Source organism: Pseudomonas rhizosphaerae (assembly GCF_000761155.1).
Taxonomy (GTDB): domain Bacteria; phylum Pseudomonadota; class Gammaproteobacteria; order Pseudomonadales; family Pseudomonadaceae; genus Aquipseudomonas; species Aquipseudomonas rhizosphaerae.
On sequence record NZ_CP009533.1, the window covers coordinates 3,824,297 to 3,839,040 of the forward strand.

Below are 14,744 nucleotides of genomic sequence, written 5' to 3' on the forward strand. Positions count from 1 at the left end.
TAAACGATATAAGAAACGGCTTTGAAATACCGTTTGGGAATTAGCTTATGTTTGGCAACTGGATTGAACTTTTTGGTTTGGAAGGTTCAGGCTGTTATGCGATTAAATTCTAAAAAAAATTGAAACAATGCTTTTTGGTTTTGTGAAAATTTCGTTAATCTCGGCACCCAGAGTTTGGCTTAGACCAAGGTCTCGAATCGGCTTGTAAACATTGACTAACTGGTCACGCTTTAGCGCTAATCGCGCATCGGCGGACAAGGGGCGCCAGACCCCGACCAAAGACACCACAAAAATTAGAAACCAGAGGAGCATCACATGTACAAGCAGTCGCTCGCCGTAGCCATCGCGCTCGCCAGCATCTCCACCAGTGTTTACGCCGCCGATCCGGCACCCTCGGGTTTCCTCGACGCCAGCAAGGTAACGCTGAGCTCGCGGACCATGTACTTCCGCAACGACACCCGTGAAGGCACCGCGAACGACCAGGAAGAGTCGGCTCAGGGCTTCCTCTTCAATTTCCTCTCTGGCTACACTGCCGGCACCGTCGGCTTCGGTCTGGACGTGCAGGCCATGACCGGTATTCACCTGGACGGCGGCCGTGGTCACCACCCGAATGCCAACACCTTCTTCCCAAGCGACAGCGATGGCTCGGCTGAGAAGTCCTGGTCGCGTCTGGGCGCCAACGGCAAGGTCAAGTTCTCCAAGACCGAACTCAAGGTGGGTAGCGCACTGCAGCCCAACCTGCCAATCCTGGTATCCAACGATGGTCGCTTGCTGCCTGCTGTGTACCAGGGCGGTATCCTGACTTCCAAGGACCTGGACAACTTCACCTTCACCGCCGGTCGACTGAACAAGTCCGCGGGCCGTGCCACCAGCAACTATTCGGGCCTGGGCGTCGGCGGTGCCACTCAGGACTCCAACAACTTCCAGTTCGGCGGTGTGGACTGGAAAGTGACCAAGGACCTGACCCTGCAGGTCTACCATGCGCAGCTGGAAGACTATTACAAGCAGACCTTCCTGGGCGCCGTGCACGTACTGCCACTGGGTGAAGATCAGTCGTTCAAGACTGACCTGCGCTACTTCGACAGCCGTTCCGACGGCAAGAACGGCGACGTCGGCTACCGCTTCAACAACAACAGCGGCTACGCCAAGAACCCTGGCAAGATCGACAACAAGACCTGGACTGCGATCTTCACCTACAGCCTGGCTGGCCACGCGGTCACCGCCGGCTACCAGCAGGTGGGCGATGATGGCGGCATGCCGTTCATCAACAACGGCAACGTGGTCGATGGCAACGGTCGCAACGAAGGCAACGGTGGCTCCAGCGTCTACCTGTTCACCGACAGCATGATCAACTCCTTCACCCGTGCTGGCGAGAACACCACGTTCGCCCAGTACTCCTACGACTTCAGCCGCATCGGCGTACCGGGCCTGAAAGCTTCGGTTGCCTACCTGCATGCCGATGACATCAAGGCAGCCGGTACCGGCGATTCGAGCAACTCGGAGTGGGAACGCGACATGCGCGTCGACTACGTGATCCAGAGCGGTCTGCTGAAGAACTTCGGCGCCACCCTGCGTAACGGTACCTACCGCAGCGACGTGGGCACCAACACCGATCAGACCCGTCTGATCTTCAACTACACGTACGCTTTCAAGTAATACGTGCCGTTGGAAAAAGCCCGCCTCGTGCGGGCTTTTTCGTTTGTGGCGGGGCGTTATTCCAGATTCGCCTAGCGCCATCACCATCCATTCTTTTTGTTTCCCGGCCGCTCGGTGCACAGTCATGCGCACAACAGTCCAGGAGCAGCACCATGACCATCCGACTCGGCGACATCGCCCCTGATTTCCAGCAGGAATCCAGCCAAGGCAGCATCAGCTTTCACCAGTGGTTGGGAGATAAATGGGGCGTGCTGTTCTCGCACCCGGCCGACTTCACGCCCGTTTGCACTACCGAGTTGGGCTTCACCGCCAAGCTGGCCGACGAGTTCGCCAAGCGCAACGTCAAGGCCATTGCCTTGTCGGTCGATCCAGTCGAGTCCCACCACCGCTGGATCGGCGACATCGACGAGACCCAGGGCACGACCGTGAATTTCCCGATTCTGGCCGATGTCGACCGCAAGGTGTCCGAGCTCTACGACCTCATCCACCCGAACGCCAACGACACCCTGACCGTGCGCTCGCTGTTCGTCATCGATCCGAACAAGAAGGTACGGCTGACCATCACCTACCCGGCCAGTACTGGGCGTAATTTCCACGAAATCCTGCGGGTGATCGATTCGCTGCAACTCACTGACAACCACAAGGTGGCGACTCCGGCCAACTGGCAGGATGGCGACGACGTGGTGATCGTGCCTTCGCTCAAGGACGAAGAAGAGATCAAGCAGCGCTTTCCCAAGGGCTACAAAGCGGTGAAGCCGTACCTGCGCCTGACCCCACAGCCAAACCGCTGAGCACCTCCCCTGTAGCAGCGGTGCAAGCCGCGTCCGGCATTTTGCGGTGCGTCTGATGTACCACGTTTACAGCCGACGCGGCTTGCGCCGCTGCTACAGGGGATGAGGTGACGTGGATATGTTTTTATCGAATAACCAAATGAATAAATATGATTTAAAGATATAAATCCTGCCTGTTACTGTTCCCTTCATTCCGGCGACTTCTCCAGAAGCGCTCCGACTTCGCTATTCAAGGATTTACCCCATGCTGGTCGTATCTCTGGGCGGCAGCCCCAGCCTGCGCTCGCGCTCCGGTGTACTGCTGGAGCGCAGCAAGCAGTGGTTGCAGCGTCAAGGCGTCGAAGTGGTGACCTTCCAGGTACGGGACTTCCCGGCCGAAGACCTGCTGCACGCTCGTTTCGACAGCCCGCACGTGCTGCTCTTCATCGAACTGGTCGGCAAGGCCGATGGCCTCGTGGTTGCCACGCCGGTGTACAAGGCCTCGTTCTCCGGCGCGCTGAAGACGCTGCTGGACCTGCTGCCCGAGCGTGCCCTGAGCAACAAGGTGGTCCTGCCCATCGCCACTGGTGGCAGCATCGCCCACATGCTGGCCGTGGACTACGCACTCAAGCCGGTGCTGGCCTCGCTCAAGGCCCAGGAAATGCTTCAGGGCATCTTTGCCGACGACAGTCAGATCGCCTATGGCGAAGGCGGCGTCGCAGCCCAGTTGGCACCGGCTCTCGAGCAGCGGCTGGAAAGCGCCTTGCAGGAGTTCCACGCATTCCTGCTGCGCCGACCGCAGACCCATGACCCGGCCCTGCTCACGCAAAGCCTGCGCAGTGCCCGCTGGAGCATCTGATTCCGACCGCCTTCGCGGCCGCTGGACCTTTCGCTGTACCCACCTTACTCGCCCGCCAACGGGCAAGCAGGTGCAACCCAATTCCCCCTGCAGAAGGAGAGTGCCATGCGCACCCTGTTCTTGCGTCGTGGCGTGGTCGCACTGTTTGCTGCGGCTGTGTCGTTCGGCGCCATCACCAAGGCCCAGGCTGAAACCCTGCGCATCGGTTATCAGAAATACGGCACGCTGGTGCTGCTCAAGGCCAAGGGCACGCTGGAGAAGCGCTTGGCAGCCCAGGGTGTGGACGTCAAATGGACCGAGTTTCCCGGCGGGCCGCAACTGCTCGAAGGGCTCAACGTCGGCTCGATCGATTTCGGCGTGACCGGAGAAACTCCGCCGGTGTTCGCCCAGGCGGCCGGTGCCGATCTGCTATACGTGGCTTATGAGCCACCGGCCCCGACCAGTGAAGCGATCCTTGTGCCCAAGGACTCGCCGATCCGCTCGGTCAGTGAGCTCAAAGGCAAGAAGGTCGCGCTGAACAAGGGCTCCAACGTGCACTACCTGCTGGTGCGCGCGCTGGAAGAGGCGGGGCTCAAGTACTCCGACATCCAGACCGTCTTCCTGCCGCCGTCGGATGCACGCGCCGCCTTCGAGCGCGGCAGCGTCGATGCGTGGGTCATCTGGGACCCCTACCAGGCGGCCGCGGAGCAGCAATTGCAGGCTCGCACCCTGCGTGACGGTCAAGGCATCGTCGACAACCTGCAGTTCTACCTGGCCACCAAGCCCTACGCCGAGAAGCACCCCGAGGTGATCACGGCACTGGTCGAAGAAGTCCGCGCGGTGGGTGAGTGGTCCAAGGCGCATCCCGAAGAAGTCACCGCCCAGGTCGCGCCGTTGCTCGGCCTGCCGGCCGACATCACCCTGACCTCGGTGAAACGCCAGGGTTACGGTGCGCAGTTCCTCAACCTGCAGACCGTTGCCGCGCAGCAGAAGATCGCCGACAGCTTTCATCAGCTCAAGCTGATCCCCAAGCCGCTGCGCATCCAGGATGTGATCTGGACACCACCGGCCAACGTAGCCAAGGCCCCGTGAATCGCGGCGTTGCAGCCATCGCACAACTTCACCGGCGCGCAGGCGCCGGTTCCGAGCCACGTCAGGAGACAACTCCATGAGCCTCAATATTTTCTGGTTTCTTCCCACCCACGGCGACGGCCATTACCTGGGCACCTCCGAAGGTGCACGGGCAGTCGACCACGGGTACCTGCAACAGATCGCCCAGGCCGCCGATCGCCTCGGCTACGGCGGCGTACTGATCCCGACCGGGCGTTCATGCGAAGACTCATGGCTGGTGGCGGCCTCGTTGATTCCAGTCACCCAGCGCCTGAAATTCCTCGTGGCCCTGCGCCCAGGCATCATCTCGCCCACCGTGGCAGCACGCCAGGCCGCGACCCTGGACCGGCTGTCCAACGGCCGTGCGCTGTTTAACCTGGTGACCGGTGGCGACCCGGACGAATTGTCCGGCGACGGGCTGTTCCTCACCCATGAGGAACGCTACGAAGCATCGGTGGAGTTCACCCGCATCTGGCGTCGTGTGCTGGAAGGCGAGACCGTCGATTACGATGGCAAGCACCTCACCGTCAAGGGCGCCAAGCTACTCTATCCACCGGTGCAGCAACCCCGGCCGCCGCTGTATTTCGGCGGCTCTTCCGACGCTGCCCAGGACCTTGCTGCCGAACAGGTGGAAATGTACCTGACCTGGGGCGAACCGCCCGCTGCCGTGGCCGAGAAGATCGCCCAGGTGCGCGAGAAGGCGGCCAAGCTCGGCCGCACCGTGCGGTTCGGGATCCGCCTGCACGTGATCGTGCGGGAAACCAACGAAGAAGCCTGGCAGGCCGCCGAACGACTGATCGCTCATGTCGATGACGACACCATTGCCCGCGCCCAGGCCTCGCTGGCGCGCTTCGACTCGGTGGGTCAGCAGCGCATGGCCGCCTTGCACGGTGGCAGCAAGGACCAGCTGGAGGTCAGCCCCAACCTGTGGGCCGGCGTCGGCTTGGTGCGCGGCGGGGCGGGTACCGCGCTGGTCGGTGACGGTCCGACCGTGGCCGAACGGGTCAAGGAGTATGCGGCGCTGGGTATCGATACCTTTATTTTCTCCGGCTATCCGCACCTTGAGGAGTCGTACCGCGTGGCCGAGTTGCTGTTTCCGCACCTGGACGTGCAACGCCCGGAGGCTCCTACCGGCGCCAACTACGTCAGCCCTTTCGGTGAAATGGTCGCCAACGACATTTTGCCCAAGGCCGCCGCCAAGCGCTGAGACCCTGCCATGAGTACATCGACTAGAATCATCCACCGGTTGGCGCCTTGGGCGCTGCCGGTCGGCCTGCTGCTGATCTGGCAGCTGTCGGTCAGCGTCGGCTGGCTGTCGACGCGTATCCTTCCGGCACCCAGCGCGGTGCTCGAAGCGGGTGTCGCGTTGTTCAAGTCCGGGGAGATCTGGACGCATCTGGCCATCAGTGGCTGGCGCGCCGGCATCGGCTTTGCCATCGGTGGCGGCATCGGCCTGGTGTTGGGGCTGATCAGCGGCCTGTCGCGCTGGGGCGAGCGGCTGCTCGACACTTCCGTGCAGATGATCCGCAACGTGCCGCACCTGGCGCTGATTCCGCTGGTGATCCTGTGGTTCGGCATCGACGAGTCGGCAAAGATCTTTCTGGTGGCTTTGGGCACGCTGTTCCCGATCTACCTGAACACCTACCACGGCATCAAGAACGCCGACCCCGCATTGGTGGAAATGGCACGCAGCTATGGCCTGTCAGGGTTTCGCCTGTTCTGGCAAGTGATCCTGCCCGGGGCCTTGCCCTCCATTCTGGTTGGCGTGCGTTTCGCCCTGGGTCTGATGTGGCTGACGCTGATCGTCGCGGAAACCATTTCCGCCAGTTCGGGTATCGGCTACCTGGCCATGAACGCGCGTGAATTCCTGCAGACCGATGTGGTGGTGCTGGCCATCGTGCTCTATGCGATTCTCGGCAAGCTGGCCGATCTCGCGGCACGGGGGCTGGAGCGAGTGTGGTTGCGCTGGCATCCGGCCTATCAAAGCAAGGGAGGTGCGGCATGACCGTTCTCAAGGAGCAGCCGCAGAACCTGCGGCGCGGGATTCCCCTGGCGGTCCGCCAGTTGCGCAAGACCTTCGGCGAGCGCGAGGTGCTGCGCGACATCGACCTGAACATTCCGGCCGGGCAGTTCGTGGCCATCGTCGGCCGCAGTGGGTGCGGCAAAAGCACCCTGCTGCGCCTGCTGGCGGCCCTCGACCAGCCTACCAGTGGCCAGTTGCTGGCCGGCACGGGGCCGCTTAGCGATGCGCGCAACGATACTCGGCTGATGTTTCAGGAGGCCCGGTTGCTGCCGTGGAAGCGGGTCATCGACAACGTTGGCCTGGGGCTTTCCGGCAATTGGCGCGAGCAGGCCTTGCAGGCGCTGGAAGCGGTGGGGTTGGCCGAACGTGCCAATGAATGGCCGGCGGCGTTGTCGGGCGGGCAGAAGCAGCGTGTGGCCTTGGCGCGGGCATTGATCCACAAGCCGCGGCTGTTGCTGCTGGATGAGCCGTTGGGTGCGCTGGATGCACTGACGCGCATCGAAATGCAGCAGTTGATCGAGAGCTTGTGGCGCAAGCATGGCTTCACCGTGTTGCTGGTGACCCATGATGTGTCCGAAGCCGTGGCGATTGCCGATCGGGTGATTCTGATCGAGGAGGGGCGTATCGGTCTGGACCTGGCCGTCGAGCTGCCGCGGCCGCGGGCCCGTGGTTCACATCGCCTGGCGGCGCTGGAAACCGAGGTGCTCAACCGGGTGTTGGCGTTACCGGTCAATCCACCGGAGCCAGAGCCCCCATCGCCATTGCCGACCCAATTGCGCTGGGCGCGTTGAACCGGACGCGGTACGTCAGGTAGTCCGCACGTACCGCCGACGCGGCTCGCGCCGCTGCTACAGGGACTGCATACCTAAACGATACGGTGGCACCCTGTAGCAGCGGCGTGAGCCGCGTCCGGGTGCGATGCGGTGTACCTGCCGCACCGCAGTCCAGAAGACACGGGGGACCCCTGTAGCAGCGGCGCGAGCCGCGTCCGAGGACGACGCGGTCTACCTGCCGCACCGCAATCCAAGCGCAACGCCTAGCCGTTATACGGTGTGCAAATACCAGTTGTATTCCAAATCCGAGATGGAATGCTCGAATTCTTCCAGCTCGCTTTCCTTGCAGGCCACGAAGATATCGATGTATTTCGGATCGATGTACTTGGCCAGCACCTCGCTGTCGTCCAGCAGGCGCAGGGCATCGCGCAGGTTGGTCGGCAGGCTCTGCTCGTTCTGCTCGTAGGAGTTGCCCGTCACCGGTTCGTTGGGCTCGACCTGGTTGGTCAGGCCATGGTGCACGCCGGCCAGCACCGCAGCCATCAGCAGGTAGGGGTTGGCGTCGGCACCGGCCACTCGATGCTCAAGGCGCACCGCATCCGGTGTGCCAGTAGGCACGCGCAGGGCCACGGTACGGTTGTCCAGGCCCCAGCATGGGGAGTTTGGCACGTAGAACTGAGCACCGAAGCGGCGGTACGAATTGACGTTCGGGCACAGGAACGCCATCGACGCGGGCAGGGTCTCGAGCACACCGCCGATCGCGTGACGCAATGCGGCGTTCTGCTCGGGATCCTCACTGGTGAAGATGTTCTTGCCGTCCTTGTCGAGGATCGAGATGTGCACGTGCAAACCGTTGCCCGCCTGGCCCGGGTAGGGCTTGGCCATGAACGTGGTGTCCATCTCATGGTCGTAGGCGATGTTCTTGATCAGACGCTTGAGCAGCACTGCATAGTCGCAAGCCTTCATGGCATCGGCGACGTGGTGCAGGTTGACCTCGAACTGCGCCGGCGCACTTTCCTTGACGATGGCGTCGGCTGGAATGCCTTGTTCCTTCGCCCCTTCGAGGATGTCCTGCAGGCAGTCCACGTACTCGTCCAGGTCGTCGATCAGATACACCTGGGTCGAATGCGGACGCTTGCCGGAGATCGGCGAGCGCGGTGGTTGTGGTCGACCGTTTACGTTCTCCTGGTCGATCAGGTAGAACTCCAGCTCGAAGGCAGCGCAGATGGTCAGGCCCATGGCGTCGAATTTCTCGACGACCTGGCGCAGCACCTCGCGCGGGTCGGCGAAGAACGGCTCGCCTTCGAGTTCGTGCATGGTCATCAGCAGTTGCGCGGTAGGGCGCTTCTGCCAAGGCTCGTTGCACAGGGTGTCGGGGATGGGATAGCAGATACGATCGGCGTCGCCGATGTCCAGGCCAAGGCCGGTGCTTTCCACGGTGGAACCGTTGATGTCCAGGGCAAACAGCGAGGCAGGCAGGTTGATGCCTTTCTCGTAAACCTTGTGGAGGCTGGTGCGTTCGATGCGCTTGCCGCGCACCACACCATTCATATCTGCAATCAGAAGGTCGACGTACAGAACCTCAGGATGTTCCTTAAGGAATGCGTTCGCTTCGTTAAGCTGAACGGCACGCGGGGGTACCGACATGATGCAACACCTTTGTTGTTAAAAATATCGTTGTTAAAAATATCAATCATTGGGTTGAGCAGGTTTCAGTCAATCCGAAAGCCCACATGAAGTCAAGCGAGCCCGGTTTTGCCCTGAAAGGGCGCTGTTGAGCCTTTTTTGCTGCATATCAGGGCGCGCGTGACCGGTAATCGCAGCACTTTGCAACTGCCCTGAAAGTGCGCGATGAAGTTTGCAGGTCGCCAGTTGTGGAAAAAAATGAACAAGGCTAAGCTCATTTTCAACCCGTCATTTCAATAATACCGAGGGTGAAGCATGGCACGCCTGCCATTATCTGTTATCAGTCACTGCAGCCACCGCTCGCCGGCGGCCAGAATAATTGACAGCCCACGGCGTTGCGTCTCTGTTTTTTTGCCCATCGTGTACTGCCTGCCGCCTGAAACCGCTACCCTGAGCCAGATGCTCCGGCCAGGTATCGAAAAGCCGGGCGGGCATCGTGGTGCCCTCGCATGAACGCTTTCCCAACGACGCCCACGCGTCACAAGTGCCCGGCTCGCCGCGAGCCAGGTTAATGGCCTCCTGAGGTATTTATGAGTCCCAACCTCGACCAGCTCACCGATTGGTTGAAAGATCACAAGATCACCGAAGTCGAATGCCTGATCGCCGACCTCACCGGCATCACCCGCGGCAAGATCTCTCCGACCAACAAGTTCATCGCCGAAAAGGGCATGCGCCTGCCGGAAAGTGTTCTATTGCAAACTGTGACCGGCGACTATGTAGAAGACGACATCTACTACGAGTTGCTCGACCCCGCCGACATCGACATGATCTGCCGTCCCGACGAGAACGCGGTGTTTCTCGTTCCCTGGGCCATCGAACCTACGGCGCAGGTCATTCACGACACCTACGACAAGCAGGGCAACCCCATCGAGCTGTCGCCGCGCAACGTGCTCAAGAAGGTCTTGAAGCTGTACGCGGACAAGGGCTGGCAGCCCATCGTGGCGCCGGAGATGGAGTTCTACCTGACCAAGCGCTGCGAAGACCCGGACTTTCCGCTGCAGCCGCCGATTGGCCGCTCCGGGCGTCCGGAAACCGGCCGGCAGTCGTTTTCCATCGAGGCGGCGAACGAGTTCGATCCGCTGTTCGAAGACGTCTACGACTGGTGCGAAGCACAGAACCTGGACCTCGACACGCTGATCCACGAAGACGGCACGGCGCAGATGGAAATCAATTTCCGGCACGGCAATGCCCTGCACCTGGCCGACCAGATCCTGGTGTTCAAACGCACCATGCGCGAGGCCGCACTCAAGCACAACGTAGCCGCGACGTTCATGGCCAAGCCCATGACCGGCGAGCCGGGCAGTGCCATGCACTTGCACCAGAGCATCGTCGATTCGGCCACCGGCAAGAACATCTTCGCCAACGAAGATGGCTCCATGAGCCAGCTGTTCCTGCACCACGTCGGCGGCCTGCAGAAATTCATTCCCGAACTGCTGCCGCTGTTCGCCCCCAACGTCAATTCGTTCCGCCGCTTCCTGCCCGACACCTCGGCGCCGGTCAACGTCGAGTGGGGTGAGGAAAACCGCACCGTGGGCCTGCGCGTGCCCGATGCCACGCCGCAGAACCGGCGGGTCGAGAACCGCCTGCCGGGCGCCGATGCCAACCCGTACCTGGCCATCGCAGCCAGCCTGCTGTGCGGCTACATCGGCATGGTCGAGGGCTTGAACCCGAGCGCGCCGGTCCAGGGCCGTGGCTACGAACGTCGCAATCTGCGCCTGCCGTTGACCATCGAAGATGCGCTGGAGCGCATGGAAAACTGCAAGACGGTGGAGAAATACCTGGGCAAGAAATTCGTCGTCGGCTATGTCGCGGTCAAGCGCGCCGAACACGAGAACTTCAAGCGCGTGATCAGCTCATGGGAACGTGAGTTCCTGCTGTTCGCGGTGTGAGAAAAAGGAGTAACAGATGAGCAACAACAACCCCCAGACCCAGCATTGGCAGGACTTGAGCAGCGCCCATCACCTGGCGCCTTTCAGCGATTACACGCAGCTCAAGAACAAGGGTCCGCGGATCATCACCAAGGCCGACGGCGTATACCTGTGGGACAGCGAAGGGCACAAGATCCTCGACGGCATGGCGGGCCTGTGGTGCGTGGCCATCGGCTACGGTCGCGAAGAGCTGGTGCAGGCCGCCAGCACGCAGATGCGCGAGCTGCCTTATTACAATCTGTTTTTCCAGACCGCCCACCCGCCTGCGCTGGAACTGGCCAAGGCCATTGCCGACCTGGCGCCGGCGGGCATGAACCATGTGTTCTTCACCGGTTCGGGCTCCGAAGGTAACGACACCGTGCTGCGCCTGGTGCGCCATTACTGGGCGCTCAAGGGCAAGCCCGAGAAGAAGGTCATCATCAGCCGCGTCAATGGCTACCACGGCTCCACCGTGGCCGGTGCCAGCCTGGGCGGCATGTCGGGCATGCACGAGCAGGGCGACCTGCCGATTCCCGGCATTGTGCACATTGCTCAGCCGTACTGGTTTGGCGAGGGCGGCGACATGACCCCCGACGAGTTCGGTGTCTGGGCCGCCGAGGAGCTGGAAAAGAAGATCCTGGAAGTGGGCGAAGACAACGTCGCGGCGTTCATCGCCGAGCCGATCCAGGGCGCCGGCGGGGTGATCATTCCGCCCGAAAGCTACTGGCCGAAGGTCAAGGAAGTGCTGGCGCGCTACGACATCCTGTTCGTCGCCGATGAAGTGATCTGTGGCTTCGGCCGTACCGGCCACTGGTTCGGCAGCGACTACTACGACCTGGCGCCCGACCTGATGACCATCGCCAAGGGCCTCACCAGCGGCTACATCCCCATGGGTGGAGTGATCGTGCGCGACGAAGTCGTGCAGGTGATCAACCAGGGCGGCGACTTCAACCATGGCTTCACCTATTCCGGGCATCCGGTAGCGGCGGCAGTGGGGCTGGAAAACCTGCGTATCCTGCGCGACGAGCACATCGTCGATAACGTTCGCACCGAGGCGGCACCGTATTTGCAAAAGCGTCTGCGGGAGCTGCAAGACCACCCGCTGGTGGGTGAGGTGCGCGGCCTGGGCATGCTCGGGGCAATCGAACTGGTCAAGGACAAGGCTACCCGCAGGCGCCACGAAGGCCGTGGCGCCGGCATGATCTGTCGGCAGTTCTGTTTCGACAACGGGCTGATCATGCGCGCGGTCGGTGACACCATGATCATCGCTCCGCCGTTGGTCATCAGCCATGCCGAGATCGACGAACTGGTGAGCAAGGCACGCCTTTGCCTGGACCTGACACTCGAAGCGCTAGGTGGCTAAATGCTAGGCTTGCTCCCGTCGGGAGCATCGGTACGCGAAATGCGGCGGGCTCCCGTGGGAGCGGTCATCGGCCGCGAAAGCCGCGACGCGGTATCAACGGATACCGCAGTGATTTCTTCGCGGCCGATGACCGCTCCTACGGATTCGCAAGGCCCGTCGTCTCGATCACTATTGGCATCAGGTTAAGACCAAGAACATTTAGGAGCTCAACGCATGAAGATATTTGGCAAGACCCTCCTCGCCGCAGCCCTGATGGGGGCGATGGCCAGTGCTGCACAGGCAGACGACAAGGTGCTGCATGTGTACAACTGGTCGGACTACATCGCACCGGACACGGTCAAGCAGTTCGAGGCGGAGTCGGGGATCAAGGTCGTCTACGACGTATTCGACAGCAACGAAACCCTGGAAGCCAAGCTGTTGGCCGGCAAGTCCGGCTACGATGTCGTCGTGCCTTCCAACAACTTCCTGGCCAAGCAGATCAAGGCCGGCGTTTACCAGGAACTGGATCGCTCCAAGCTGCCGAACTGGAAGAACCTCAACGAATCGCTGCTCAAGGCCGTGTCGGTGAGCGACCCGGACAACAAGCACGCCTTCCCGTACATGTGGGGCTCGATCGGCATCGGCTTCAATGCCGACAAGGTCAAGGCAGCACTGGGCGCCGACGCGCCGACCAACAGCTGGGACCTGCTGTTCAAGCCGGAAAACGCCGCCAAGCTGAAGTCGTGCGGCATCAGCTTCCTCGATTCGCCAACCGAAATGCTGCCGATCGCCCTGCATTACCTGGGCTACCCGACCGATTCGCAAGACAAGAAGCAGCTCGCCGAAGCCGAGGCGCTGTTCCTCAAGGTGCGTCCATCGATCGGTTACTTCCACTCGTCCAAGTACATCTCCGACCTGGCCAACGGCAACATCTGCGTGGCCGTGGGTTACTCGGGTGACATCTACCAGGCCAAGTCCCGCGCCGAAGAGGCCGGTGGCAAGGTCAAGGTCAGCTACAACATTCCCAAGGAAGGCGCTGGCAGCTTCTTCGACATGGTCGCCATTCCCAAGGATGCCGAAAACGTCGAAGGTGCCTACAAGTTCATGACCTTCCTGATGAAGCCGGAAGTCATGGCCGAGATCACTAACAGCGTGCAATTTCCCAACGGTAACCAGGCTGCAACGGCACTGGTGGATAAAGCCATCAGCGGCGACCCAGGCATCTATCCACCGGCCGATGTGCAAGCCAAGCTGTACGCCATCGCCGACCTGCCTGCGGCAACGCAGCGCATCATGACGCGCAGCTGGACCAAGATTAAGTCGGGCAAGTAAGTTTGCTTGAAGTGTCGTGTTGCGCCGTTCGCGGCCACCGACCGCTCCCACAGGGTATCTGTAGGAGCGGTCCGTGGCCGCGAAGGGCGCAACTCGATCTCGGCCCAGGTGAATCAGCAATTGCGGCGTGCGCGCATGGGCTGTAAGTTGCGCGCCGGTTTGTCTTATAGAACAAACGCTTGAGAGGACCTCCACTTGTCACACTCTTTGTTTCGCAAGGCCATGCTGATCGGTGCGGGTCTGACCCTGGCGCTCAATGCCCAAGCGGCAGGCACCGTGCACATCTACAACTGGTCCGACTACATCGGCGAAAGCACCCTGGCGGATTTCGAAGCGGCCAGCGGTATCAAGCCGGTCTACGACGTCTTCGATTCCAACGAAACCCTGGAAGGCAAGTTGCTGGCCGGCCATACCGGCTACGACGTGGTGGTGCCGTCCAACCATTTCCTGGGCAAGCAGATCAAGGCCGGCGCTTTCCAGAAGCTGGACAAGAGTCAGCTGTCCAATTATTCGAACCTGGACCCGGTGCTGCTCAAGCGCCTGGAAAAGAACGATCCGGGTAACCAGTACGCCGTACCCTATCTATGGGGCACCAATGGCATCGGTTACAACGTCGACAAGATCAAGGCCGTGCTGGGCGTCGACAAGATCGACTCCTGGGCCATGGTGTTCGAGCCCGAAAACATCAAGAAACTGTCCAAGTGCGGCGTCGCCTTCCTCGACTCGCCCGACGAGATGTTTCCGGCCGTGCTCAACTACATGGGCCTGGACCCCAACACCACCGACGAAAAACTCTACAAGCAAGCCGAAGCGAAGCTGCTCAAGGTCCGTCCCTACGTGACCTACTTCCATTCTTCCAAGTACATCAGCGACCTGGCCAATGGCAACATCTGTGTGGCCGTGGGTTACTCCGGCGACATATTCCAGGCCAAGGCGCGTGCCGAGGAAGCGGGCAAGGGCATCCAATTGGCCTATTCGATTCCCAAGGAAGGCGGCAACCTGTGGTTCGACATGCTGGCCATCCCTGCCGATGCGCCGGATGCCAAGCACGGCCTGGCGTTCATCGACTATCTGTTGAAACCTGAAGTGATCGCCAAGGTCAGCGACTACGTGGGCTATGCCAACCCCAATCTCAAGTCCGGCGAATTCATGGACCAGGACGTACGCAACGACGAGGCGGTGTATCCGCCACAGGCCATACAGGACAAGCTGTACGTCAACGTCGAGCTGCCGCCCAAGGTGCAGCGCTTGATGACGCGCAGCTGGACCAAGGTCAAGTCGGGCAAATAAATACTCGGGGCGGCCCG

At 61.2% G+C, this 14,744-nt stretch carries 12 protein-coding genes; 11 read left to right on the plus strand and 1 reads right to left on the minus strand.

The genetic code is table 11. The annotated features are described in order from the left end of the window. Positions 1-315: 315 nt before the first annotated feature. The 7 genes from LT40_RS16985 to ssuB all read left to right on the plus strand — a co-directional run bounded on the left by LT40_RS16985 (position 316) and on the right by ssuB (position 7,188). Positions 316-1,656: an OprD family outer membrane porin gene (locus LT40_RS16985; protein ID WP_043192276.1), complete on the plus strand. Its 1,341-nt coding sequence runs from the start codon at positions 316-318 to the stop codon at positions 1,654-1,656. A 152-nt stretch (positions 1,657-1,808) separates the two neighbouring features. Continuing rightward, positions 1,809-2,447: a peroxiredoxin gene (locus LT40_RS16990; RefSeq protein WP_043192277.1), complete on the plus strand. Its 639-nt coding sequence runs from the start codon at positions 1,809-1,811 to the stop codon at positions 2,445-2,447. 244 nt (positions 2,448-2,691) lie between these two features. Next, a complete protein-coding gene (gene ssuE, locus LT40_RS16995) occupies positions 2,692-3,285 on the plus strand; it encodes an NADPH-dependent FMN reductase (RefSeq protein ID WP_043192278.1) in 594 nt (197 codons plus the stop codon). A 105-nt stretch (positions 3,286-3,390) separates the two neighbouring features. Then, the gene (locus LT40_RS17000) at positions 3,391-4,356 is read left to right on the plus strand and encodes a sulfonate ABC transporter substrate-binding protein (protein WP_043192279.1); all 966 of its coding nucleotides are present in this window, start codon (positions 3,391-3,393) and stop codon (positions 4,354-4,356) included. A 76-nt stretch (positions 4,357-4,432) separates the two neighbouring features. Next, a complete protein-coding gene (gene ssuD / locus LT40_RS17005) occupies positions 4,433-5,581 on the plus strand; it encodes an FMNH2-dependent alkanesulfonate monooxygenase (RefSeq protein ID WP_043192280.1) in 1,149 nt (382 codons plus the stop codon). A 9-nt stretch (positions 5,582-5,590) separates the two neighbouring features. Further along, a complete protein-coding gene (gene ssuC / locus LT40_RS17010) occupies positions 5,591-6,379 on the plus strand; it encodes an aliphatic sulfonate ABC transporter permease SsuC (RefSeq protein WP_043192281.1) in 789 nt (262 codons plus the stop codon). Beyond that, positions 6,376-7,188 carry an aliphatic sulfonates ABC transporter ATP-binding protein gene (ssuB, locus tag LT40_RS17015; protein WP_043192282.1) on the plus strand — a complete coding sequence of 271 codons (813 nt, stop codon included), beginning with the start codon at positions 6,376-6,378 and terminating at the stop codon, positions 7,186-7,188. The genes ssuC and ssuB overlap by 4 nt, the downstream gene beginning before the upstream one ends. A 252-nt stretch (positions 7,189-7,440) precedes the next feature. Here the strand turns inward: ssuB and LT40_RS17020 are convergent, their stop codons facing one another. Continuing rightward, on the minus strand, positions 7,441-8,817 hold the full coding sequence (locus LT40_RS17020; protein WP_043192283.1) for a glutamine synthetase family protein: 1,377 nt from the start codon (positions 8,815-8,817) through the stop codon (positions 7,441-7,443). Positions 8,818-9,386: 569 nt separating this feature from the next. Between LT40_RS17020 and LT40_RS17025 the strand changes: the two genes are divergently transcribed. The 4 genes from LT40_RS17025 to LT40_RS17040 all read left to right on the plus strand — a co-directional run bounded on the left by LT40_RS17025 (position 9,387) and on the right by LT40_RS17040 (position 14,727). Then, a complete protein-coding gene (locus LT40_RS17025; RefSeq protein ID WP_043192284.1) occupies positions 9,387-10,745 on the plus strand; it encodes a glutamine synthetase family protein in 1,359 nt (452 codons plus the stop codon). 16 nt (positions 10,746-10,761) lie between these two features. After that, on the plus strand, positions 10,762-12,126 hold the full coding sequence (locus tag LT40_RS17030) for an aspartate aminotransferase family protein (RefSeq protein ID WP_043192285.1): 1,365 nt from the start codon (positions 10,762-10,764) through the stop codon (positions 12,124-12,126). 213 nt (positions 12,127-12,339) lie between these two features. Then, positions 12,340-13,437, plus strand: coding sequence for a polyamine ABC transporter substrate-binding protein (locus LT40_RS17035; protein ID WP_043192286.1), 1,098 nt, complete (start codon positions 12,340-12,342; stop codon positions 13,435-13,437). Between the two features lie 195 nt (positions 13,438-13,632). Next, positions 13,633-14,727 carry a polyamine ABC transporter substrate-binding protein gene (locus LT40_RS17040; RefSeq protein WP_043192287.1) on the plus strand — a complete coding sequence of 365 codons (1,095 nt, stop codon included), beginning with the start codon at positions 13,633-13,635 and terminating at the stop codon, positions 14,725-14,727. Positions 14,728-14,744 lie beyond the last annotated feature (17 nt).

Coding starts and splice junctions, on each gene's coding strand:
- ssuE (WP_043192278.1), top strand. CDS start 2,692: ATGCTGGTCGTATCTCTGGGCGGCAGCCCCAGCCTGCGCTCGCGCTCC.
- LT40_RS17025 (WP_043192284.1), top strand. CDS start 9,387: ATGAGTCCCAACCTCGACCAGCTCACCGATTGGTTGAAAGATCACAAG.
- LT40_RS16990 (WP_043192277.1), top strand. CDS start 1,809: ATGACCATCCGACTCGGCGACATCGCCCCTGATTTCCAGCAGGAATCC.
- ssuB (WP_043192282.1), top strand. CDS start 6,376: ATGACCGTTCTCAAGGAGCAGCCGCAGAACCTGCGGCGCGGGATTCCC.
- ssuD (WP_043192280.1), top strand. CDS start 4,433: ATGAGCCTCAATATTTTCTGGTTTCTTCCCACCCACGGCGACGGCCAT.
- LT40_RS16985 (WP_043192276.1), top strand. CDS start 316: ATGTACAAGCAGTCGCTCGCCGTAGCCATCGCGCTCGCCAGCATCTCC.
- LT40_RS17030 (WP_043192285.1), top strand. CDS start 10,762: ATGAGCAACAACAACCCCCAGACCCAGCATTGGCAGGACTTGAGCAGC.
- LT40_RS17000 (WP_043192279.1), top strand. CDS start 3,391: ATGCGCACCCTGTTCTTGCGTCGTGGCGTGGTCGCACTGTTTGCTGCG.
- LT40_RS17035 (WP_043192286.1), top strand. CDS start 12,340: ATGAAGATATTTGGCAAGACCCTCCTCGCCGCAGCCCTGATGGGGGCG.
- ssuC (WP_043192281.1), top strand. CDS start 5,591: ATGAGTACATCGACTAGAATCATCCACCGGTTGGCGCCTTGGGCGCTG.
- LT40_RS17020 (WP_043192283.1), bottom strand. CDS start 8,817: ATGTCGGTACCCCCGCGTGCCGTTCAGCTTAACGAAGCGAACGCATTC.